The 22,523-nt window shown below is 69.1% G+C and carries 25 protein-coding genes; 3 read left to right on the forward strand and 22 right to left on the reverse strand.

All coding sequences use genetic code 11. The features are described 5' to 3' along the window. Positions 1–48 precede the first annotated feature (48 nt). The 3 genes from OHB21_RS09245 to OHB21_RS09255 are packed head-to-tail and all read left to right on the forward strand — an operon-like array spanning position 49 to position 2,535. Complete coding sequence (locus OHB21_RS09245; protein WP_328438242.1) at positions 49–1,599, forward strand: UvrD-helicase domain-containing protein; 1,551 nt, start codon at positions 49–51, stop codon at positions 1,597–1,599. Positions 1,600–1,623: 24 nt separating this feature from the next. Continuing rightward, positions 1,624–1,842: a hypothetical protein gene (locus OHB21_RS09250; protein ID WP_195125095.1), complete on the forward strand. Its 219-nt coding sequence runs from the start codon at positions 1,624–1,626 to the stop codon at positions 1,840–1,842. Between the two features lie 39 nt (positions 1,843–1,881). After that, on the forward strand, positions 1,882–2,535 hold the full coding sequence (locus OHB21_RS09255; protein ID WP_328438244.1) for a DUF2637 domain-containing protein: 654 nt from the start codon (positions 1,882–1,884) through the stop codon (positions 2,533–2,535). Between the two features lie 18 nt (positions 2,536–2,553). On the opposite strand, the gene OHB21_RS09260 is transcribed toward OHB21_RS09255, so the two are convergent. The 22 genes from OHB21_RS09260 to OHB21_RS09365 all read right to left on the reverse strand — a co-directional run bounded on the left by OHB21_RS09260 (position 2,554) and on the right by OHB21_RS09365 (position 22,521). Beyond that, positions 2,554–5,061 carry an SGNH/GDSL hydrolase family protein gene (locus OHB21_RS09260; protein ID WP_328438246.1) on the reverse strand — a complete coding sequence of 836 codons (2,508 nt, stop codon included), beginning with the start codon at positions 5,059–5,061 and terminating at the stop codon, positions 2,554–2,556. Positions 5,062–5,064: 3 nt separating this feature from the next. After that, entirely contained in the window at positions 5,065–5,406 is a 342-nt protein-coding gene (locus tag OHB21_RS09265; protein ID WP_195125098.1) for a hypothetical protein, read from the reverse strand. Then, positions 5,406–6,011 carry a glycine-rich domain-containing protein gene (locus OHB21_RS09270; RefSeq protein ID WP_328438249.1) on the reverse strand — a complete coding sequence of 202 codons (606 nt, stop codon included), beginning with the start codon at positions 6,009–6,011 and terminating at the stop codon, positions 5,406–5,408. Before OHB21_RS09270 ends, OHB21_RS09265 begins: the two co-directional genes overlap by 1 nt. Then, entirely contained in the window at positions 6,012–7,031 is a 1,020-nt protein-coding gene (locus tag OHB21_RS09275; RefSeq protein WP_328438251.1) for a hypothetical protein, read from the reverse strand. Between the two features lie 2 nt (positions 7,032–7,033). Beyond that, on the reverse strand, positions 7,034–7,426 hold the full coding sequence (locus OHB21_RS09280) for a hypothetical protein (RefSeq protein WP_328438253.1): 393 nt from the start codon (positions 7,424–7,426) through the stop codon (positions 7,034–7,036). Positions 7,427–7,503: 77 nt separating this feature from the next. Continuing rightward, positions 7,504–7,758 carry a hypothetical protein gene (locus OHB21_RS09285; protein ID WP_195125102.1) on the reverse strand — a complete coding sequence of 85 codons (255 nt, stop codon included), beginning with the start codon at positions 7,756–7,758 and terminating at the stop codon, positions 7,504–7,506. A 7-nt stretch (positions 7,759–7,765) separates the two neighbouring features. Then, a complete protein-coding gene (locus OHB21_RS09290; protein ID WP_328438255.1) occupies positions 7,766–7,987 on the reverse strand; it encodes an Acb2/Tad1 domain-containing protein in 222 nt (73 codons plus the stop codon). Beyond that, entirely contained in the window at positions 7,984–8,988 is a 1,005-nt protein-coding gene (locus OHB21_RS09295) for a peptidoglycan-binding domain-containing protein (protein ID WP_328438257.1), read from the reverse strand. The genes OHB21_RS09290 and OHB21_RS09295 overlap by 4 nt, the downstream gene beginning before the upstream one ends. Before the next feature lie 27 nt (positions 8,989–9,015). Then, complete coding sequence (locus OHB21_RS09300) at positions 9,016–10,578, reverse strand: Gp37-like protein (RefSeq protein WP_328438259.1); 1,563 nt, start codon at positions 10,576–10,578, stop codon at positions 9,016–9,018. Beyond that, positions 10,575–11,405, reverse strand: a complete 831-nt coding sequence (locus OHB21_RS09305) for a hypothetical protein (RefSeq protein ID WP_328438261.1) — start codon at positions 11,403–11,405, stop codon at positions 10,575–10,577. Before OHB21_RS09305 ends, OHB21_RS09300 begins: the two co-directional genes overlap by 4 nt. A 24-nt stretch (positions 11,406–11,429) precedes the next feature. Beyond that, entirely contained in the window at positions 11,430–15,317 is a 3,888-nt protein-coding gene (locus OHB21_RS09310; protein WP_328438263.1) for a phage tail tape measure protein, read from the reverse strand. Positions 15,318–15,337: 20 nt separating this feature from the next. Further along, positions 15,338–15,721, reverse strand: a complete 384-nt coding sequence (locus OHB21_RS09315; protein ID WP_195125108.1) for a DUF7426 family protein — start codon at positions 15,719–15,721, stop codon at positions 15,338–15,340. A gap of 8 nt (positions 15,722–15,729) precedes the next feature. Then, complete coding sequence (locus OHB21_RS09320; protein ID WP_195125109.1) at positions 15,730–16,386, reverse strand: DUF7426 family protein; 657 nt, start codon at positions 16,384–16,386, stop codon at positions 15,730–15,732. 12 nt (positions 16,387–16,398) lie between these two features. After that, the gene (locus OHB21_RS09325; RefSeq protein ID WP_328438266.1) at positions 16,399–17,175 is read right to left on the reverse strand and encodes a phage tail tube protein; all 777 of its coding nucleotides are present in this window, start codon (positions 17,173–17,175) and stop codon (positions 16,399–16,401) included. Continuing rightward, the gene (locus OHB21_RS09330; protein ID WP_328438268.1) at positions 17,172–17,615 is read right to left on the reverse strand and encodes a phage tail terminator protein; all 444 of its coding nucleotides are present in this window, start codon (positions 17,613–17,615) and stop codon (positions 17,172–17,174) included. The genes OHB21_RS09325 and OHB21_RS09330 overlap by 4 nt, the downstream gene beginning before the upstream one ends. Continuing rightward, positions 17,612–17,950 carry a hypothetical protein gene (locus tag OHB21_RS09335; RefSeq protein ID WP_195125112.1) on the reverse strand — a complete coding sequence of 113 codons (339 nt, stop codon included), beginning with the start codon at positions 17,948–17,950 and terminating at the stop codon, positions 17,612–17,614. Before OHB21_RS09335 ends, OHB21_RS09330 begins: the two co-directional genes overlap by 4 nt. A gap of 9 nt (positions 17,951–17,959) precedes the next feature. Further along, entirely contained in the window at positions 17,960–18,286 is a 327-nt protein-coding gene (locus OHB21_RS09340) for a hypothetical protein (RefSeq protein ID WP_195125113.1), read from the reverse strand. After that, on the reverse strand, positions 18,283–18,711 hold the full coding sequence (locus tag OHB21_RS09345) for a head-tail connector protein (protein ID WP_328438272.1): 429 nt from the start codon (positions 18,709–18,711) through the stop codon (positions 18,283–18,285). The genes OHB21_RS09340 and OHB21_RS09345 overlap by 4 nt, the downstream gene beginning before the upstream one ends. An 80-nt stretch (positions 18,712–18,791) precedes the next feature. Further along, the gene (locus OHB21_RS09350) at positions 18,792–19,649 is read right to left on the reverse strand and encodes a P22 coat protein - protein 5 domain protein (RefSeq protein ID WP_195125115.1); all 858 of its coding nucleotides are present in this window, start codon (positions 19,647–19,649) and stop codon (positions 18,792–18,794) included. A 76-nt stretch (positions 19,650–19,725) separates the two neighbouring features. Further along, complete coding sequence (locus tag OHB21_RS09355) at positions 19,726–20,535, reverse strand: prolipoprotein diacylglyceryl transferase (protein ID WP_328438274.1); 810 nt, start codon at positions 20,533–20,535, stop codon at positions 19,726–19,728. A gap of 46 nt (positions 20,536–20,581) precedes the next feature. Beyond that, the gene (locus OHB21_RS09360) at positions 20,582–20,752 is read right to left on the reverse strand and encodes a hypothetical protein (protein ID WP_195125117.1); all 171 of its coding nucleotides are present in this window, start codon (positions 20,750–20,752) and stop codon (positions 20,582–20,584) included. Continuing rightward, positions 20,749–22,521: a phage minor capsid protein gene (locus OHB21_RS09365; RefSeq protein WP_328438276.1), complete on the reverse strand. Its 1,773-nt coding sequence runs from the start codon at positions 22,519–22,521 to the stop codon at positions 20,749–20,751. Before OHB21_RS09365 ends, OHB21_RS09360 begins: the two co-directional genes overlap by 4 nt. Positions 22,522–22,523: the final 2 nt, after the last annotated feature.

Here is a 22,523-nt window from a genome sequence, read left to right on the forward strand (position 1 = left end):
CGTCCGGCGCACCACGGCCGCCGCCACGGCCCGAAAAGGAACCAACCCATGAGCACGTTCGCGCCCACCGCCGAGCAACTGCACATCCACGACCTGTTCCGCACCGGCAAACCGCTGCGGGTACGCGCCGGAGCTGGGACCGGCAAGACCACCACCCTCATCCAGCTCGCCGACATCCTCCAGCGGGAAAATCGACTCGGCCTCTACCTCGCGTTCAACCGGAGCATCGCCGACGAAGCCGGGCGGAAGATGCCGAGCTGCATCACGGCCAGCACCGCGCACGCCTTGGCGTACAAGGGAATCCGCAACACTCGCCACGCCGACCTTCTTCCGAAGATGCGGAGGAGTCGCCGCGTCCCGTTCCACGAGACCGCCCGAGCCCTCGGCATCGCAGGAACCGGAATCCAGACCGCGGACGGCAAAGGCCGCTGGCTCGACGACCGGAAGATCGCCCGCCACGCACTCGCCACGATCGACCGATTCTGCAAGACCGCCGACGACGAGATGACCGTCTTCCACGTGCCGCCGATGAAGGGTCTGGACGGCGACGGCGACTACACCAACAACCGCGCCCTGGCGGAGCACGTGCTCCCCTGGGCGCGCAAGGTGTGGGCGGATATCCAGAACCCGGAGGGCACTGCGGTCGCGTTCGGTCACAGCCACTATCTCAAGCTCTGGGCACTGGAGCATCCGAGGCTCGGCCGCCCCGGCGCGGCGCTGTTCCTCGACGAGGCACAGGACACCAGCCCGGTCCTCGCGGCCGTCATCGCCGAACAAGAACACCTGCACCGCGTGTACGTGGGTGACTCGGCCCAGAGCATTTACCGGTTCACCGGCGCTGAGAACGCGATGGAAGGGTTCGCGGGCAGTCTTGAAGGCCGTCTCACTCAGTCGTGGCGATTCGGCCAAGTCGTCGCCGCCGCCGCGAACGAACTTCTCGCCGAGCTCGGCGACGACCTCCGACTCACCGGCCACCCCGGACGACCCAGCACGATCGACCGCGCCCACCCCGACTACGACACCATCCTGTGCCGCACCAACGCTGGCGCCCTGCAACAGGTGATCGACCTGCTGGAATCCGGTGCCCGCGTACACCTGATGGCCGACACCGGCTACGCGCTGGCGTTCATCGACTCCGCAGCCGCCCTGAAGGAGGGCCGCCCCGCCCTGATGGAAGACCTCGCCGCCTTCACCTCATGGGGGCAAGTCGTCGAGTACGCGGAGGAAGCGACCGACGCCGCCGATTGGAAGACACTCGTCGACCTGATCGAACGCCACGGGATCGACAAGCTGCGGGCCGCACTCGGCGGTGTCGTCGACGAGCGCCTGGCCGACGTTCTCGTCGTGACCGCGCACAAGAGCAAGGGGCGCGAGTGGAGTCGAGTTCGGCTCGCCGACGACCTCGCCGTCCACCTGGACGGCGCGCGCGACCGCCTCGCGGAAGCACACCGCTCCGGTGACCCTGGAGTGACACGGCGTGCCCGCCGCGCACTCGCCGACGAACTCATGCTGAGCTATGTGGCTGTGACCCGCGCCCAAGACATCCTCAACCCGGGCCGTGTGGTCAGCGCACCCGACACCGCGCGAAGCACGGCATGATCGCCCCGCAGAGGAGCAACCACGATGCCCGAATACAAACTGGATGAGCTGTGGACTGCGAAGCAGTGCGCCGACTACATCGGCGTAGCACCGGTCACTTGGCGCAGCTACATCTACAGGCCGGCCAAGGACCACCCCGCACCCAAGCCCGTGACCAAGATCGGCAGCACCCCGCTGTGGCTCCCCTCCGCAGTCCGGGAGTGGCACGAGAACCGCCCCGGATCGCCGATCATCAGGAAGTGACGGCCGCCGCCACGGCCACCAACCCGAAGGAACCAACCCATGACCGCCCCTGCCCGAATTGCCGTCGCAGGCACCATCGGCATCGCCGCGCTGTCGTTCATCCTCAGCTTCGCCGCACTCACCGACCTCGCCGCCCGCAGCGGCGTCGCCTACCCGATCGCCTGGCCCCTCATCGTCGACGGCCTGATCGTCGTTGCCACAGTCGCCGTCGTCGCCCTCCGAGGCTCCGCCTACGCCTGGGTCCTACTCGGCGCGGGCGCCCTGGTATCCATCGCAGGGAACGTGATTCATGCCGTGCTGCCGCCCGGCCCCGTCGTTGCCGAGGTCGCCGCAGCCGTAGCGCTCGTGCCGCCGATCGCGCTCCTCGCGGTCACCCACCTGACCGTCATCCTCGCCCGACCAGCACCGCGGGCGCAGCAAGACGAGCCAGCCGCCGCCTCGCTGACACTCCCGGACGACACGCTTGCCCCGACTCCCCTCGCTGAGAACCGTGAGATCGCCGAAGACCCGCAGACCGCCGAGGCGACGACACCGGAAGCCGAGGCCGTCGAGCACGAGGTGGCCGACGTCGAGCCCCGCACGGCCGCCGAGCTTCTGATCCGCACCACCACGCTGTCGAACTACGCCATCGCGGGCCGTGTTGGCGTGAGCGAGGCGACGATCAGGCGGTGGCGGAAGACCGTTCCCGCCTGATCGCAACCACGCACCGACTCAGCCCGTCGGCAGGTATTGGCGAAGTAGGTTGGCGAGCAGCATCTTTCCCGCCCACGACGGGTGAATCCCGTCCGAGGACGCCATGGTCGCATCCAACGCGGAAGTGGAGGACCCGCGCAGCGGCTTGTCGAAGTCGACGACGGTGACTGCGTCGAGCTGCAACGTCGCGAGCCAGTCGTTCACGGCGAGCCGCTGCGCCTCCGGTGTAGACAGCGCGCGCGGCATGATGTTCACGACGTAGATCGGTTTGCCCGCGCCGATGATCGCCCGCGTGTTGTTCACGATGGACGTGATGTCGGCCTGCACCTGCGCGGCAGTTCGGCTCGCTGCGACATCGTTGGAACCGAGCCCGACCACCGCACCGTCCCACGGGCCGACAGTGGTCATGCGCGACCACTGGTGATACGACGGGTTCGCCCACGACTGCGCCAACGTGTTCGACAGCGCCATGTTCTGCGACAGCGCACCTGCCATCGACGCCCAGTGATGCGGGTACGCGAGATTCGAGTTCGCGGGGCCGATCGCTCCGGCGCGCGGTGCCGACAGACCTTCCATGATGCTGTCACCGATGAACAGCCACGCCGGTTTGGTGGTCAGCGTCTCGTACTCGACGGTCCAGGTGGTCGGCACGGACGCCACAGTCGCGCCCGCGGTGACTGCCGGGTCCACGGCCGATGTGGCGTTCGCCCACACCCACGCCCGGCCGCTGCCGTTCTGCACGGTGCCGGACGGGCCGGTGAACGCGATGGCGAGCAGATGGTCCACGCCCTCCTGAAACTGGGCGGCCGGGTCGTCGAACCAGGGCGACACGTAGTAGGTGCCGTCGCCGGGGATCGTGAAATCCGTGCCGAGCACCGTGGTCCCGGCACCGCCAGCGAAGTTGCCGGTGTCGGCACCGTTCGGTGTGGAGTGCACACCAACCACCACCGTTTTGCCGGTCAGGGCGCTCTTGTTGGCGTTGGCGATGCTGTCCCAGTTGCGGATACGCAGCCGCCACCGCGAGGTGGTGGTGTTGAGCTTCACCTGTACCCGGAAGGACCCCGCGGTCGAGCTGACCGTGCTGGAGTAGTAGCCCTGGCCACCGTTGCCGAACGACAACGTGCGCAGGACCGGCGTGCCGCCCGCCTCGATATCGAGCAGGTCCCGGGCCGCGGCAGCGTCGACCGTCGACGCCAGCGACCGGCCGAACGCGGTCGCGTCGGAAATCTCGGCGAGCGTGTGCGTGTGCGCCGCCGGGGCACTCGCCGGGAGTTGCCCGGCGGGGACCTTGCCGGTCCCGTCGAGTGACGCGTATCCGGCCGGCTGCCCCTTCTCGCTGGCGAGCTGCCGCGCCTCGATCGCCGTGGTGAGGTGCCCGGTCGCGCCGACCTTCGACTGTGGGAGAGCGCCGTCGGCAACGTGCGCCGCGGTGACGCCGTCGGCCGCGATCGCGATTGTGCGGTCTGCGCCGAGGTCGCCGCCGCCGGTAAGGCCGGAGCCGGTCGCGATCAGACGCGAGGTCTGCACACCACCCGCCGCAGCTTCGGCTGCCGACTCCGCTGCGTCCAGGGCGGATTGCGCCGCATCGCTGGCGGCGCTCGCCGCGGTTGCCGCCGCCGACTCGGCATCGGCCCGCGCGGTCGTCGCCGCCTCCCGCGCAGTGACGGCGGCGTCGCGCGCCGATTCCGCCGCAGTGCGCGCGGAAACAGCGGCGCCCGACGCCGACGACGCCGTGCCCGCCGAGGTCGACGCTGCCGATTGTGCCGATTCCGCCGCAGTGCGCGCGGTGGCCGCCGCCGTCGCCGAGTTCGCCGCCGCCGTGGCCGCGGCCTCGGTCGCAGCGCGGTCCGAAGCGACCTGCGCAACGTCGGCGGGGACGCCCTCGACGCTCTCGGCTGCTGCGACAGCCTCGTCCCGCGCGGTGACCGCTGCCGCGCGGGCCGCGTCGGCCGCTGTCGCGTCGGCCGCCGCATCGCTGGCCGCGGTCGCCGCTGCCGACTGTGCACCGGCCGCCGCGTCCGCCGCCGACTCAGCGTCGGTGCGGGCCGCGCCTGCCGCCGTGGCCGATCCAGCCGCCGCGGTCGCCGAAGCTTCCGCTGCCGCCCTATCCGCCGCGACTTGCGCGACATCGTCGGCGATGTCGCTGATGGTGGCTGCGGTCGCGACCGCCTCGTCTCGTGCGGCCTCCGCGGCGCGCGCCGCAGCCCACGCCTCCGACACGACGGGTGGGTCGGCGGGTTCGTACTGTGCGAACAGCGGACGCAACTGCACCGGCTCGTCCGAGTCCGGGATGATGATGTCGCGGGGCGGCCCCCACTCACCGAGCCGCACCATCACGCGCGCCGGGCCAGGGTCCAGGTCGGGAGTTGTCATCACACCGGCTGTGACCGCGACGTACACGCGACCGCTGTAGGTCATGCCAGGGCCGTCGGTGTCGCCGGACGGTTCGCCGGGTCGCCAGAACTCGACGGTCCCGTTCACCGGCACGTCGGCGATGTCGCTGAAGTTCTCGAAGATTACGGTCACGAGTCACGCCTCCGCGTCGGTCGGGCGGACGGTGTAGCCGTTCGCCATGAGCGCGAGCAGGTGCGCGCCGTCGATGTGGTCCGGTTGTCCGGCGAAGTCCTCGCGCAACACCTGCGAGCCTCCGCGTTTGATGACGCTGCCGTGACTGCCGATTCCGGCGCCCTGGTCGTTGGCCCAGAGCACGGCGACCTCGCCAGGCTGCCAGCGTGTCGGCATTTGGACCCAGATGGTCAGGTAGTGGACCTCGGTGCCGTCCGGGACTCGTAGAGGCTCGTCGAGCTTCCAGACGCGTGCCGGGCCGGGATGGCCGCCGATGTCGTCGATATGCAGTGTGGCGGTTGCCATCAGTCCTCCGTGGTGTAGTACTCGATTACCGTGACCAGGCCGTGCGCGCCCGCTGCGCCAGCGCCGCCGCCCCCGCTCGGGTAGCCCCCTGGCTCGCCGCTGTGCCCGCCTCCGCCCGACTGGCACCACTCCCAGAACGGGGGCAGCGTGGTACCGCCGGGGACTCGGCCAGACCCGCCGCCAGTCGATCCGGAGCCAGCCCCGCCGCCGCCAGCGGCGAGCAAGCGGACAACGCCCGACGTGACGGTCTGGCCCGGCTGTCCTGCGGCACCGCCGCGTCCGCCGGGCGCGAACGTGAGGCCGCCACCGCCGCCGTTGAGTCCGCCGCGACCGCCTGGCGCGATGAGCAGATCGCCGAACGAGGATGTGCCGCCGTCGCCGCCGTTGGTTCCGCCGAGCCCCACGGTGATCGCGCATGTCGCGGGCAGTTCCAGCGGTGAAATCCGCCGCTGGGTGTTGATCGTCAGCGCGCCGCCGCCACCACCGACCGTCTCGCTTCCGGAACCGCCCGCACCGCGAACGATGACGTCGAGCGCGCGCAGTCCGACGGGGCGGGACCACACGGAGTCACCCGTGTACACCCGAAGAATGGCCAGGACAGCCATTTACGCCATCCTCTCGATCAGATAGAGGACGCCGTGCCCGCCGTTGCCGCCTGCTCCCGCGCCGCCGAACGCGCACGCTGCGCCACCGCCACCACCTGCAGGGAAGCCACCGTGTCCGCCGCGCGCGCTGCCGGAGGAGCCTCCTCCGCCACCACCGGCACCGGTGGCGACGATGTCGGACGGTGCGCTTCCTGCGTTGCCGGGGTTGCCTGGAGTGCCGCCGGGGGAGATGCCGCCACCGCCGCCGGTCGTGCCGCCGCCGCGGCCCTGCGCCGCACCACGCCCGCCACCGCCACCGCCGCCGTGCAGATCGAACGCGGAGGTTGAATGCCCCGCGCCGTCGCCAGCGCCAGCCGGGCCAAGGCCACGGTCACCGTTGCCGCCGGGGATCATTCCAATCCCGCCGAGCGCGATCGGTCCGCTGTTGCCCCAGCTTCCGCCCTGGCCACCGCCAGCGAGCAGCCACGGCTGCGCGGCTGATCCGACCTCCGGGCCGAGTAGCGTGTGCCCGCCGCCCGTGCCCACGTCGCTGTCTCCGGGCGCGCCAGCGCCGCCCATGCCGATGACGATCTGAATCGACTTGAACGAGCCGTCGAGGTTCGTCGGCAGCAGGCTGGCGGGGATGGTGACGTGGGTTTCGCCGCCACCTCCACCGCCGCCACCGGAACGTGTGCCGTCGACGAGGGCGTCATAGCTTCCGGAGCTGCCGCCTCCGCCCGCGCCGATCAGGATGGCGTCCAGCGCAACCAGGTTCGGGTTCGGCGTGTAGATCCCGTTGCCCGTGAACTTGAGCGCGACGCCTTGGAGGATCAGTTGATCCACCACTTCGCGCATCTCCGTGATGCTTTGGCTGTGGTCGTTGATGATGGGGAGAGCGGAGACGTAGTCGTTGTCGACGAAGTTGAAAATTGCGTCGGCGATGCTGGCGAAGCCGCCCAGAATCGCCTTGATGATCCGTGTCAGCGGGACCTCTTGCGCGAACGCGGGATTCGCGCGTGGTGGCGGTATGAGCCGGTCCACCGCTACACCTCGTCCGCTAGCACCGGCGGCACCGGCGGCGCGGCGTCGGCGTCAGGCCGGCTGCGCGCCCATCGGAGCAGTTCACGCACGTAGTCGATCGCCGCTCGGTAGCGGGCTCGCAGAGCGTCGAGCATGGCGTGCAGTTCCCGCACCTCGCGCCGCAGAGATTCGACGTCCTCACGGATGGGGCTGATGACCGCCTCGAAGTCGGCGCGCTGCGCGTCCAGCAGGGTTCTGAGGCGGGTGTCGGCCAGGCGCTCGCGCTCGATGTCGTCGTCCTCCGCCGAGGCGGTCGCCTCGGCACGCGTCTTGGTGCGCGCGGCGTGCCAGCCACCCAGAGCGCCCGCGAGACCTACTGCGGCGGCGAAGATCTCGCTCAGGTAGGGGATGTCCATGCCACCTCCTCGGTGGGCAGCACGACGAAGGGCCGCCCAACCGGGCGGCCCTTCGCGGCTGTCAGATCAGTTGTGGCTCAGACCGGTTCGGCGAGCAGCCACGGCGCGAATCGCGCCAGCAGCTCGTTGACCGCGGGGAGCGCCATCACGCGGGTGATGGCCGCGCACGCGCTCAGCACGACCGCAACGGCGCCCTCGGTGGGAATGCCGCCGGTGACGACGACGACGGGGATCAGGGTGGCGAGCGCCAGCGCGACCTGGAAGACGGTGCGCACGGTGGCGCGCCACGGGTAGGCGGTCTGGGACGGGGCGGGGAAGGGGTGGGTACCCATGGGGGCCTCAGCTTTCGGGGTTGTGTCGGGCGATGGCGGCGTTGGACCAGAACATTGCGGTTTCGAGGGACGTGAGAGCGGTGGCCTTCTCGCGGCCGTCCGGCAGCCGCTCGTCGATGAACAGGGCGAGCGCCTTGAACGCCTCCCGCACGGAGCCGTGTTCGCCCCTCTTTTCGGCCGTAGTGGCGGGATGGAAGTCGAACCGGTGCGCGATATCGGCCGCGCTCACGCCAGGCCCCGATCCGCGAGCAGGGCTGCGATCGCGTCCGGGAGGGTGCGGTCGGTGCCGTCCGCCCGCTTACCGAGCTGCGGCAGACCCCGGTAGCTGGCCTGAAGGTCGATCGCGCCGTCCGGGAACCGGATCAGGTCGCGGGAGCCAGTGATCTGCTCGCGCAGATCCTTGACGTCCGAAATGACCGGCGCGAGATAGCCGTTGATGTAGTCGGTGACGTGCTGAATCACGCGGTCGGCGTCTGCTGCGGACAAACCGGCCTCCTTCTTGTCGAGGCCCAACCTCCATGTGAGGGGGCCGATCTTGCCGTCGGGCAGCAGCCCGGCAGGCAGTTGCAGGTCGATCGCGGCACGCCTGGTCGCGTCGCCGTAGATGCCGTCGGCGGGTACGCCTACCGCTTCCTGCCAGCGGCGTAGTCCGTCGGTCCACTCGCGGGGTTCGCCAGCGCGCCCGCTGATCGACTCCTCCGGTCCCTCGTACGGGCCGTAGTAGTAGCCAGCGGGAAGCGGGAACATCTGCGGGTCGGCGTGGCCGTCGACGGGGCCGGGGTAGTACCAGAAGTCGTGGAACAGCTTGTCGTTCCACGCTCTCGCGCCGTTGTTGAGCAGCACGCCGGGGTAGCCGCGGCTCTCGAAGTTGTATTGGCGGCCGTTGATGAAAAACGACACGGCCACATGCGAATTCATGCCGCCGCCACCGTGCTGGAATCCGAGGCGAAGCGGTGCGTCCGCGGGGATGTTCACGGCGTTCCGCGCGGGCAGGATTCCGCACGGTGCGGGTACGCCGTTGAGGCGGGCGAGCCTCGCCGTCTCCGTCGATCCGTACCGTCGATACGGAGACTGCCCGTGCAGGATCGCGGCGGCGGAGAACGCGACGCCCGAGCAGTCCGTACTATCGCGCGGGTTGGTCGAGAAACTTCCGCCATACGCGTACGGCAGCCCGTGCCGTACTTGAGCGAAAGCGAGAAGTTGCATGAGCCGGGCATGAGTGGTAGCCACGGTGGCCTCCCAAGTTGAAATCGGTTGCTATCCAGTGCCATTCGCGATCGCGCGAGTGAAGGCAGCCAGGCCCTTGACGCGGGAAATGAGCTTCGACCAGGCGTCTTGGAGTTCCTTGTCGTCGCCGATCGTCACGTACTCCGTGCAGACCTCGTCGCGGGAATCCTCGACCTCGACGGACGACACATAGTCGGAAACGACTGTGCCGCGGTCCCAGAACGACATGATGTCGCCGACCTGGAAACGGCGACCGCTGCCGTCGTCGACGCCGAAGCTGAATCCGCGGCCGTCGATTCCGCCAGCGCGCACCTGCAACCTGAGCGATTCGCCGCCGCCGTGCTCCTTGAGGCCGGCCATGCCGATCGCGAACCCGTCGAGGGAGTGTGCGGCGGAGTTGTCGATGAACGCCTCACCGAATGCGTGCTCACCGAGGTCCGCTTCAAGTTGCGGATCGTCGAATCTCTGGTATGCGAAAAAGATATCGTCGAACAGATCGCCGACCAGAATGGAACCCAGATTCGCGCCGGGCACAATCAGATTCAGGATTGCCTGAAGGGCGAGATTTGCACCCCACTCCACGATAGAGTTCATGAACTCAGGCGCTTTGCCACCTACCACGACGGAGTGCGCGGTCGGATGCTTGACCACACGCTCGTAGTGCTCGATGTGTCCGGAGTCGGTGCGCCACTGCATCCACCGGCGATCGCGCCGCCGATGAGTGTCGAACACGTACCCGGCGCGCTGCATTTTGCCCCACTGGTCCGGGTCGGCCAGGCCTAGCACATTGTCGGGGTTGCTGAACCACAGGAAGTTGTCCCCCGACAAGTCCAACACGTTCTGCAGCCTGGCGAGCGTATCCGTGTTGAAGACGTGCGGGCTCGGCCCATCCTCGGGCGTCCATAGGTTGCAGGACAGTCCGCGGTCGCTGGTTTCGAGCGCGTTCTGGTACAGCTCGTCGAGTTGGGTGAACCGTGCGGACAGAACGGTGATGTCCTCGAATATCGAGGCGACGATATCGAGCAAGTCGTCCAGGCTGTCGATATCCTCAACCTGCGGCAACTCCGGAACATGATATTGGAGCGGCAATTTCACATACACAGGCTTCTGCAACCTGATGCAGTTCTTCGCCAGGAAATACTTGAGGACGAAATCGACCGGACCGAACATCATGTCTTGCTTGCCCGTGAGTGCTATTTGCACCTCGGGCGGCAGCATGGGGTTCACCCATGCCAGAATCACCAGCAGCCAGTACAGGTTGGAAACGCATGTCGCGGTGACGATTTCCTCGCCCGGACGGCCTTCCATTTTCGCGGTGAGCACGCGCCCGTCCCACGGGATGCCGTTGTAGTACGTGCGGATCGGGACCACGTCGCGTTTACAGGCCATGAGCCGCCCGGCGAGCGGGTGGTCGGCGCGAACCTGGATCGTGCCGGTGCCGGGGATGGTCCAGAACCAGCCGAACCGCGCCTTGAGGTACGGCCCGAGCGGTCGGGACCGCAGGTAGTCCTGGCTGAACACGGTGATGTCGAACGCGGGCGGGCTCTTGGTGTTCGGCCGCCACAGCGGGTTCGGAGCGGTAGCGGCGGTCACGCGACGGCCCACTCATACAGTTGCGGCAACCACACCTCGACACGCGAACTCGCGGACGTACCCGTGCCCGACATATTCAGCGGCACTGTCGTTTTCGCGGGGACAGGCTGGTACCAGCCGACGTTGCCCGCCTGCTCCCACACGTCGACACCGGCGGCATCGTGGATATGCGGATACTGCGGGTTCGTCTCCACTGTCCAGTGCGTGCCAGCAGGGATCATCGGCAGCGTCACCGCCTCGTCTCCGACGCCGATCGAGAACACGCCGGGGCCGGTGAGCCGCCAGAACGGCCATGTCTCGAAGTCGCCGTCATTGCGAATCGTCTTCCCAGCCCATTCCGTCGGCGCAAACGGCGGGGGGTTCACAGTGGCGCCACGCCACGGGCTTTCGTCGGAGGCGAGCACCACGGTTTCCGTGAGCTCGCCGACGGTTTCGAGCAGGTCCAGCGTCGCATCCGGCACCGCATTCTCGCGGCGGACGAACTGGTAGCGGTCGCCGCCACCCGGCGAGATCACATGGAACTCAGCGAGCTCCGATCCCGTGCCGAGCGACAGCCTCCAGGCGTTCCAGAGGTCGAGGGCGACAGCGCCCGGCTGCACCGGTCCGACCCGCACGGTGAGGGTGACCGGGTTGATTTCCCGTTTCAGGCCTCGCCAGGTTGCGCCCAGTTCCCGGGCGTTGGACTGCCGGATGTGCCCGAACTGCGCCCCGCCGAGCCCTTTCGGAGTCTCGGCGAGGCGCAGCGGGCACTCAGGGTCGCCGAACCGCCATACGGTCCTCGGCTGGTCGGGGTACTGCACGCCGTGCAGCTCGTAGCGGACGGGCACGCGAGGCCTCCCCTCTCGGGGTGGTTAGACCCCGCGTTGAACGATGTTGAGCTCGGCGGTCCGGCGACCCGAGTCGATATCGACCTCGACGTCGACCGGCTTGCCCGCCTTGACGGCCTCGATGAGGACGGTCATCTGTTCGGAGAGCCGGTCGAGGCCCTGATCCAGCCCGGGAATGCTGGTGTTGCCGGTGTCGAAGCCGACGAACTTTCCCGTGCTGTCCCAGCCCGACGCGGCGGTGAGCGCCACACCTGCGCCGAGCGCAGCCGCTCGGTAGGCGGCCTGACTCCACACCGCCAGCGGCACCGACCGCGACGGCGTCGACAACGGAATTCCGCCGCGCTCACCGACTTTGGCGAGCTCCCATGAACCGGTGTGGACGCCGCCGTCGCCGTCCTGCCCGAGCCCGCCGAATCCGCCGACCGCGTACGGGGTGAGCGTGAGCCCGAACCGGGAGGCGACGTTGCGGAGGATCGCGGTCGATCGGGCACGTTTCGCGGCGGCGAGCGGAATGTACGCTTCGCCACCGGTCTCCGGCTCCGCCCAGACGCGCAGGTCGCCGGGCTGCGCGATCTGCGCGCGGTGATCCTCGGACCCGTCGGCGAACCAGCGCGCCGACAAGGTGGCGATCGGCTGCCGCTCCGAGGCCGGCTGCCCGCCCAGCGACTCCGGCCAATTCGTGACCCGGACGTCCTGCACCGAGCCCGACGATGACGTGGGGCGCGACGCCGACTCAGCTTTCGCCCGCTGCGCATCCCGACGCCGCTCCTCGCGCGCGGTAAGCAGTGCGTCGACCAGCGGATCATCCTCCGCCACACCAAATTTCGATCCGAACCGGTCGGTGTAGTCGCCCGCTCCCATGAGGGCTCGGAGCCCATCAGGGTCATTGCCCGCGTGCAGTGTGGCCGGGTCCACCTCGGCGTCATACCCGCCGGTGAGGAACGCCTCCGTGAGCGGATCATCCTCAGCGGCACCGTATTTGGTGCGGAATCGGTCGGTGTAGTCGCCCGCCTCCGTCAACGCGCGCAACCCGGCCGGGTCGTTCTCGGCGTTGAAGTCCTCCGCCCGGGCTTTGTAGTTCCGGCTCTGGCTGGGGCCGACGCTGGGAGGCATCGGGTAGTGCATGACGTTCGGGAAGTCCATCGCCCCGGCAGCCCGCCCCCCGAACTGCCCGTCACCCCTGTCGCCGCCCATCTCCACGTGCGTGCCGTCGTGCAGGGTGGAAGCGGTGTGCCCGCCGCCCGGCATATTCGGGTCGTGCACCCAGCCGATGCGCACCGAGCCCTCGGGGCCAGGGCCGGGCAGGAACCCACGGCTGCGCAGCGCTGATTCCTGGTTGCCGGTCGCGAACCGGCCGCCGACCATCGGGTCGCCGTACGCGACCAAGTTCGCGATCTTCGACGCCGCGCCGGAGCAGTCGGTATTCCACGAATCGTCCCAGCCGCCCCATACGTACTGGGCGCCCTCGATACCGCGGGCCTGCTGTGTCAGCTCGTCGCCCCGCACGCCACCGTCGGCCATCTGGAGCAGGCTGTACCCGAACCGCTTCGCGACTTCGGCGAGGATCGTCGTCGACCGCCCACGTTTGCCGAGCGCCAGCGGAATGAACGCCTCGCCGCCCGTCTCCGGCTCCGCCCACTGAATCAGCTGTGGTACAGGGCTTTTGATCGTGGCGTTGCGCGGCAGCGTGCCGGACGAGTGCCGCGCCAGGTCGATGCCGCCGTCGGCGCGCTCGCCCCGCTGAATCGCCTGCGGACCGGACGGCCGGGAGTACGTGCCGTCCAGCGTCAGGTCTTCGAGATTGATGTCGACCTGCATCGGTATGCGGCGGCCGTCGTTGCGCGACACGAAGTCGTCGATGATCGTCTGCCCCTCGGCGGTGTTCGCAGTGATCCGCGACGTGCCGTCCGGCAGGTTGTCCACGGTGAACCCGAAGTCACGCAGGCGCGCCATGGCGTCCTCGGTCAGCGCCTCGACAACGAGAGCCTTGCCGTCCGGCAGGGCGGCCACCTCGCCGCCGAACAGGCGCGTGAGCTCCGCGGCGTTCGCCGCCTCGGTGCCAGCGTTGCGCACATGCTCGCGCATTTCGGCGATCGTCGGCAGCCCGCCGTCGATCTTGTCGGCCAGCGCGCGCGCCTGCTCCGCCGCCGAACCCATCGCCCGACCCATACCCTCAGCCAGCCCGCCGACCGACTCCAGCGCCTCGCCGGTGTCCTCCAGCCCGGGAATGTGCTTCATCACGCCACCTAGGCCCTGAGCGAAGCCGCCCAGGGTCTCAAGGGTCCCGCCGATGGCCGTGCCGATACCGTCCTGCAACTCGGCGAACGCGCGGAGCGTGCCCGACGCGAACCGGATCAGCCCCTCAAGGCAGGCCAGGCCAGCGTCCGCGAGGCCGGTAAAGAACCGAAGGATCTCCGGCTTGTGGGTCGAGATCCACTCGGCGATCTTCTGCAGCGTGGGGCCGAAGGCCTCCGCCATCGCGAGCTTCACTTCGCTCATCGACGTGGAGATCGAGTTCTTCGCCGCCTCCAGCCGTGTCGCGCTGTTGCTGCCCATAACGCGCATCGCTTCTTCGGCAGCGCCCGCCGTGTCACGCATCCCATCGACCGCTTCGGAGGGGTCCCACTTGGTGAAGGCGTCGATGAAATCGCCCGCTGTGTCACCGAGGAGTGCCTGCGCGGCAGCCGCACGTTCGAGCGGGTCCGGGATGACGCGAATCGCGTCGAAGATCTGGTCAAACGCTGCCTCGGCCTCCGGGCCGCCCGCCTTCAGCCGGTCGAACAGTTCGTCGGCGGGCAACTGCAACTCGGTCAGCGTCTCCTTGATCGTGTCCGCTTCCTCATACATGCGGCGGCCGAACTCGCGGATCGCGTCGGCCGGGCGGTCGCCCCAGTCCGCGCCGTTTGCGAGCGCCTGATTGATCAGTCCGAGCGTGAACTCGGCGCTGAATCCGGTCTGTTTCCAGCCGTTCGAGTACTCGCGAATACTGTCGAGCAGGTCTTCGCCGATGTCGCCGCCCCGCTGCATGGAGCGGGTGATGAGGTCGAGTGCGTGACTGCTGTCCCGCGCGAGACCGTTCAGCATCAGCGCTCGGACCGCGCTGATCGTCTTCGTCATGTCCTCGCCCAGCAGTTGGTTCACCGCGGTGAGCTGTTCGATGAGCGGCTGCATCTCGGCGGCCGTCTCCTCGCCGGTGAGGAGGCCGCCGAGGAGGGCACCGCGGGCGGTCTCCATGTTCGCTGCGACCGACTCGCCCCATCCGGCGGAGTACGCGTCACCGGCCGCCGCGCCGATGACGCGCGCGGTGCCCTCGTTCACGCCCAGGCGCGCCTGGACGAGGTCGCGGGCGCGCTCGTCTTCCATGCCGTCGGCGATGGCGGAGACGAGCACGGCACCGGCCGCCAAACCGATTCCGGCGACGCCGACCAGCGCCATGGCGATGGGTCCGCCCTTGCCTCCGAGGCCCTTGATCTTGTCCGTGAACCCGGAGAGGAAGCCGCTGCCCATCGAGTCGCCGCCTTGGCTGCCTGCACGGTCCGCCGCGTCGCCGATGCCGTCGACGGCGTCCTCCGCTTCGCGGGCGGCGCGCGCCGCTTCCTGCGCTGCGTCGCCGACGCGGCCCACATCGCGGGCCGCGTCGCGGGCCGCGTTACCGACGCGTCCCATGTCGTTTGCCGCACTGCCGGCTGCATTGCCGACGTCGCGCATGTCGCGGGCAGCGTTGCGCGCACCGAGGCCGCCGCGTTCGATGTTCGATCCGGTATCGCGGAAACTGCGGTCGACCTCATTCGCGGCACGCTGCGCAGCGGACCGCAACGAGGTGAACCCCTGCTGCGCGGAATCGAGCGTCCGCTGAAAACGCGTGTCGTCGATGGACAGTTCGGCGTAGATGCCGCCAACACTGGTGGACATGCGCGCCTCCGCAGGTCAGCTCAGCCGGGCTTCCCGGTGGGATCGGGTCTGCCTGCGGCGAGAAGGGTTTCGATTTCGTCGAGTTCGAGGAGGTCGCCCAGCTGGGCGAGCTGCCAATTGGCGACGCCGAGCGCCGGACTGCCACCGAAGTGCAGCAGCGCGGTCCGGCCCGCGTGCAGCGCCATGGTCGCGGGCACGCCGTTGGCGACCATCTCGTCCCGCGCGGGTCCTAGGATGGTGACGATCTCGTCGTGCTCCTGGTCGGCGGTGACGGAGGGGTCGAGGATGAACCGCCTCAGCCGGTCCGCCTCGCGGATGCCGGGGCATTTGATCCGGTACGTTCGGCCGCCGATCGGCAGCAGCAAGTCGGGCTCGTAGAACTCGGTCAGGTCGCGCAGCGCCACGAGGCTCCTTACGGTGTCTTGGGTCGGGGGAACACGGCCCGGTGAAGGCGGGTGCCGGGCGTGCTGGCGAGCGCACGGATGCGCTGTTCGAGCCAGCGCCACGGCCGCTCATCGAGGACGCCAGAGTCGACGTCGACGCCGAAATGCTGGTGCAGATCGAGTTCGATCGCAGGCCAGCACGCGAGCACGTCCGCCCACGACATCACGGGCGCGTCGGTGGAGCCCGGTGGCCGCGGGGCCATCTCGGGCGGGTTGTACCACCAGCGCATCCCGGTCGCTGAGTCGATCGGTCCGCCGCCGGGGTCGTCCGGGCCGAGATGGCCAGGCGCCGCAGGATCGGCCGGTGCCGCTGCGGGTGCGTCGCCGAGGTCGCCGTTCCACAGCGCCTGCGCCGCCGCCGGGGACTGCCCGAAGTGCAGCAGCGCGGTCCGGCCGACGAGCGCGACGACGGTCGCGTCGCCGCCGAGGGCGTCGATTTCACCGACTGCGTCGCCGAGGATGCGCCTCACCTCGACCCGTTCACGTTCGGGCGTCAACGCGTCGGTGTCGAGAAGTAGTCGACGCAGCCGCAGCCCGTCGCGTGCGGTGGGTGACGCGACGCGGATGCGGTGGCCGCGCACCGGCAGGTAGAGGTCTGGGTCTGCCCAGTCGTCGAAGTCCTGCACTGTGCGCGGCCGTCAGGAGATGGTGATCGTGCCCGACGGGGTCAGGCCTGTGCCGGACGCCGAGACGGTGGTTACTGTGCCGGGCAGCACGGCGGTGTACGGGCCGCCGTTCGCCCCGGTGACGCTCGCGTTGCCCGCGCCGACAGTGGACAGCGCTTCCAGAGCAGTCTTGAGAGCGGCGGCGGCGATGTTGTGCGCGAGACCGCTGGTGGTCTGCCCGTCGACCGTGATGGTCCAGGTGCCGCTGGTGGTGCCGGACGGCAGCGCGAACGTCTTCACCACGGGCGCGAGCGGCTTGGCGATGTCCTTGTGCTTACCGCGGCCGGTCAACGTCGCGGTCCAGCCGTACAGGCCCTCCTTGTCGTCGGCCGACCCGGTCCAGTTGACCGCGAAGAAGCCCTCTTTGGCCTCGGCGATTTCGTCGACGCGCCAGTATCGGACGTGCGCGATGTTCGCGTATCCGATCTGCTCGCCGTGGGCGCGCAGCTTCTCCTGGCCGGGATCGGGGACGAAGCCCGGTGACCGTTCACCCTTGCGGAGCCCGCCCAGCTCCAAGTTCTCACCGATCGCCGTTGCGATCTGGGATTTCCGGCCGCCCGAGTGGATATCGCCGTCGTCCTGCATGGTGATGTCGGTGGTCGGCGACACCTTGTTCAGGCCCATGATGAACACCCATTCGGGCGGCTGGCCGGTGCCGTAGTTGACGTCGATCTGGACGGCGTAGTCGCGGGCGAGCGCCGTCGACAGCGGCGCCGAGTCCGGAGCCTGGAGCGGGGCGGGTGCGGTCATGGTGCGCCTCCTGAGGCAGCAGGGTTGAGGGTGAAGACGAACGAGTCGGCGCGCTCGTAGCGGCCGTTGTTGTCCGGTGCCGTGACTCCGCGTATGCGGCGGCGGCACAGCAGGATTCGCGGCCCGTCCGGCAGTCGGACATGGCGGGCGTCGTGCAGGTGACGCGTCGCCGCGTCAGCCACCGCGTCGGTGGTACGTGGGTCGGTTCCGCCGGTGCGCCAACGCAACTGGACGAAGATGTCCGGGTTGTGGTCGTCGCGGTCCAGCACTTCGTCGTAGACGGTGAGCGCGACAGCCGCGTCGGGTTCCGACGGCAGCAGTGTGAAGGTGATCGCGGGCAGCGTGCCGGGAGGGTACGCGCCGATCGGGATGTAGCGGGCGAGGCCGGCCGCGTCGAGGTGCCGGGCGAATGAGTCGAGGAACTGTCCGGGGTCGATCATGTGAGCCGCCTCGAAATCGCCGCGCCCGCAATCTGTTCGAGGTCACCGCTGAACCGGTTGAGCGGCTTCTCCAAGTACTTCGCCTCGCGGCCGTTGGGGTGGTTCAGCGTCAGGTCCTCGTGTTGTCGGCGCGCGTACGGCGTGTTGTAGCCGACGCGCGCTGTGCCGTCGCGGACTTCGGCGGTGCCGGTGTTCATGAGCACGCCCTCCTCCAGCGGGACGAGCGCGTTCGATTGGGCGAGCAGGACTTCAGCGGCCTCGAACAGGCCTTCCTCGATTCCCGCGCGCACCGCGGCGGCGATATCGTCGCCGTTCCATTCGGCCGTGATCGCCATCGTTTCCTCCTACTCGAGGTAGACGACCTGGGTGTCGGGAAAGGGCGGCCCCGCGTTCGACGCGGAGACGCCGATGGCGCGCGTGACGCGCCCACCGAATGCGGTGGGCAGCGTGACGCGCGAGCCGGGCGGGATCGCCGCAACGTGCGGCGGAAACGCGACCGACGCGGACGCGACCACTTCGTCGCCGCTCGCGTCGCGCACCAGCTGATTGCGCACCGCGACGTTCCCGCGTTCGGTGACGGCGGAGTCGTACACGGCTCCGGCCGCCCCGATACCGGTGCGGCGCTGGACTACGACGTCGTGCTGCCAGAACATCGCGAGCGGGTCGGTCACACGCGCCCCACTGCGGCGGAGGCGAGGCCCGCGGCACGCAGAATGTCGCGTGCCGCGTCGCACACGTCGACGGTGGCGCGCGCCCGCGCGGCCGACTGCGTTGCCACGTCATAGCTCACCGACGCACCGTTCACGGACGCCGACGCGACAGCGGGCGTGACGCCAGCGGCGCCAGCGAGCGGGTCGACACCGTTGGCTATCCACTCCCGCACCTGCACGCAGGTCGCGATGGTGAGCGCGTCGGATAGCACGGGGTCGGTGGGGATTCCGGCCGGTGTCGCGTCGTAGCGGTCGTTGCGGGTCGCGCGACGCACCAGACGCGACGCCTCCCTGATGTAGCGCGCGTCGTCGCCGTCGGCGAGCTTGTCGAGCTGCGCGGCCGAGACGTGTTCGGCGAGCTGTTCGACGGTGGCGTAGGTGAGCACGGTGGCCTTCCTGTGTATGGGGTTGCCCGCCTCGCCAGCCGGAGCGGGTCACGGCTGGCGAGGCGGGGCACGGTGACCCGCTACGGGGTCGGGTCGGCGGGCGGTGCGAGGAGCACGGAGGCCGAGGCCAGTGCGTCGGGGTGGAACACCTTGCCGCCGTAGATGTTCAGGCCGCGGATGATGTCCGCGAACCGGTTCTGAGCGCGCAGCGTTTCCACGTTGCTGATCTGGTTCGCGAAGCTCAGCGCTTCGCTGATACCCGCGACGACGATGTAGTCGTCCTTCGCTGCGCCGGAGCCGCCGACCTTCTGGATGTTGTTGCTCTCCAGGATGTCGAAACCGGCGATCCGGCCGACCGTGCCGTTGAGCAGCGGACCGGCCTGGCCGAGCTTGTCGGCGTTGACGAACCGCGGGTCGAGCAGCAGCGGCGAGATCAGTTCCGGCGGCAGGCCAATGTAGCGGCCGATCTTCGGGATGCTGGCGCGGTCCAGCTTCTCGCGCAGCTTGACGGCCACGCCGTACATCGAGAGCTGGCCAGCGCTGGCCTTCTCGGGCTCGGCGTCGCAGACCGTGACGCGGCCAAGCTGGTTACTCGCCTGCACGCCAGCCTTGAGCAGGCCGTACAGGAAGGTGTCGACCTGGTTCTGCAGCTTGTAACCTGCCCGCTTGGTGGCGGGGTCCTCGAAATCGACTGCGGCCTGGGCCTTTTCGACGTCGTTGACGCGGAACGCGAAGTAGTCGCCCTGGTCGATGACCATCGAATCCTCGTCGTCGGTCAAGTCCTCGACCTCGAGGTCGGTGTTCTTGTTGTACGGCCGGACGGTCGGGTCGCCGATGCTCGTCACGCGCACGGTGTCGCCCTGCTGGGAGATGGTGCCCTCGTACTTGCGATTCGCGACCTTGGGCTGTCCGAAAACCAGGTCGGTCTCGAACGGCATCTGGACGGCGTCGGCCCAGAATTCCGGGATGAAGTTGATCGCCATGCGGCTTCAACCCCTTTCGTGAAACGAGGGCCTACTTGGTGCGGCCCAGAATGTGGTTGGCGCGGCCGTCCTTGACGGCCTTCACGCGCTCCTGCGGGAGCATGGCCTTGTACTGCTCGTAAGTGAGCTGTCCGGATTCGCCGGAGCCGGAGCCGGTGTCGGCTCCGGACCGTGCGGGCGGCTTCGGCGCGGGCGCGGCGGCGAGCTTGAATTTGGGGTGCTTCTCGACGTGCTCGGCGATGAGGTCGGCGACCGACTGGTCGAAGTCGTCGGCGGTCAGGTCGAGCTTGTGCAGCGCCCGCGCGAAGCTGCGGGAGTCGACGAGCGCCTGGGTGTCGACGTCCTTCGGTGCGGCCCGGAAAACGGCCAGCTCGGACTGTGCTTCCCGCGCTTCTTTGGCGCTCGCCTGCACGCGGGCGGCGAGCTTGGCCGGGTCCGCCTCGCTCTCGTCGGCGACGAATCCGAACGCCTTGCCGAACATCTCCTTGAGGTCGTCGAACTGCTTTCGCGCAGCCTTGGCCTCGTTGCGCGCTTCGCGCACCTTGGGATCCTCGGCGGTACTGTTGCCGCCGCGCTTCGGCGCGGTCGACGACGGCTTGCCCTCCTCCTCGGTGGGTTTGGGGTCACCAGTCGCCGCGGCCTCGGGCTCGCGTTCGGCGGTGGGCTCCGGCGCGCCAGTGGGCGCGGTCTCAACCTTCGCCGAGCCCGCCGCCGGAGGTGCGTCGCCGGTGTTGCCGTCGCCGGTTCCGTCGCCGCCGAGCTGCGGCCAGATCGGGCCCCGGCTGGTGACGCCGAGCGCGGTCAGACCGGTGACGGGATGGACGGGCAGGGCAGTGGACATCGACCCTCCTGGGGTGCGGTGAGGCCCGCGTGCGGGCGTGGAACTTTCAGAGGTCGCCGTCGTCGACGGCGTGCGCGAGTCGACCGCTCAGCCAGAGACGGGCGAGCAGGTTGCGCGGACTGCTTGCAGGCGCCGGGGTGTACGGGTTCACTGCGCCGACAACGTCCGCGGCGTCGCGCCCTTCGCTGTACGCACGGATCAGGTCGTGAGCGGTCATCTCAGGAAATCGCCTCTCGCGGAGCGCATTCGGGCCGCGCTCTGCGGATCGAGCAGTTCAGCCTTGAACTCGTCGAATGTCGGGCGGCCGTGCAGGTCCCAGTAGGCGCGCAGTTCCTCGCTGGCATACCGCTCGGCGGTCGCGGCGTTGCCGAACCAGAGCGTGCGCGGGTCGACCCCAGCCCTCTCGCCAGCGCGCGACAGCATGTAGCCATTGGTCGCTTCTTCGGCTGCCAGCCAGTGCTGATACGCCTGATCCTTGTGCGCGTGCCGGGCCAACTCGGCGAACGACTTCCCCGAGTACCCCTGCCCGCGAAGAAACTCGACGGCCGCCTGCTGGCGCTGCATCTTCACGCTGATGCCGTAGGCACGCTCCACGGCCGTCTCGTGGTCGACACCCTGGCCGATCAGTTCGTCGTACTTGCGTTCGTAGCCCGCCCACCGCTCTTCCCGCTTCTTCGCGAGGCGGCGGCGGTGCAGGTCTTCGGCCTCCAAGCGGTCGAGCAGGTCGAGGTCGACGTCCTCGACCGCCTTGATGATGCGCTCCTCCAAGTCCTCGTCGGTGAGGTTCTTGAACTCGCGGACCGTCCGCGGCTTCTGGGCAGTCGGGGCCGGCTGCGGAGCGGGCGGTGGCGTGCGCGTGAGCCGCACGGGCTCGACCGCGTTACCCGGGTTCCCGGTTCGTAGCTGCTCGCGGTGTCGGCGGCGAGGGACGCCAGTCTGCGCCACGTGGTCGCGGATGGCCGCTTGTCGGGCACGGAGTTTCGCGCCCGCCTTCGTCTTCGCTTCCGGCGTGATCGCCGCAGCCTGTTGGCGTTTCGCTTCACGGACTGCGCGTTCGAGGCGGCGTAACTTCTGCTCGTCTCGGTACCCCTGTGGGTCGTGAGGCTCGACCTTCGGCCGGGGCGCGCCGGGTACCCACAGGCTGTGAGCGTGCTTGCAGTTCGGGTGATGGAGGCCCGCCGTCTCCGCCTCCGCCATGGAGGCTACGACGGTGTCCGACACCGTGCGGCCGGTCGTGCGCGACTCCGCCTGAATCGGTCCGGTCGGAGTCCGCCCGGTCAGCGAGACGAGCTTCCCCTCGAACGGCCTGCACTGCGGCGCGGCCCGCGGGTGCGAGCTGATCACCACTACGTCGTAGCCACGCTGCAATAGCCGGTCCGTGTGACCGGCCTTGAGCGCGCGGAGAGCGGCCGTGCGCACCGCCATTTCGGCGTAGGTGTCCATGTGCCAACGGCGACCCGCACGATCGCGAAACGACGTGATACCCCGCGCTGCAAAGGAATCGAGCGCCTGCTGTGTGACCTCGCGCCGTGTCGCTACGCCGGTCACGACGCGCCCCGATACCTCGGCGACGACTTCGCGGTATCCGTCGACTGTGCTGCGCAGGATCTGCGTGTGCGTGCTCAGGACGGCGGCAGTCGTCTCCGCTGCGAGCGCGGCGACTGCCTCCTGTGAGATGACGGGCGCGGGCGCGGTGGACGGCGCGCCGGGGATATCCTCGTCCGCTCCCGCCACCCCCGCGGCGTGCGCGCCGACGAGCGCATCCTGAATCTGCTGCGCAACGACAGGGTCGAGCTGCAGCAGGAAGCCTCGTGACTCGGCGCTGAGGCGCGAGATTTCGGCGAGCTGGGTCGTCACCCACTCCGGGGAGTCGATGCCCCGTTCGATCGCGGCGGCGACACGAGCGAGCAGCTGCACCTCAGCGTCCGCGTAGATCTGAGCGACTGTGTCCTGCAGTCCGTCGACGGCGGCGGGCTCGTACGCCATGA

This window comes from Nocardia puris (assembly GCF_036051655.1).
Classification (GTDB): domain Bacteria; phylum Actinomycetota; class Actinomycetes; order Mycobacteriales; family Mycobacteriaceae; genus Nocardia; species Nocardia puris.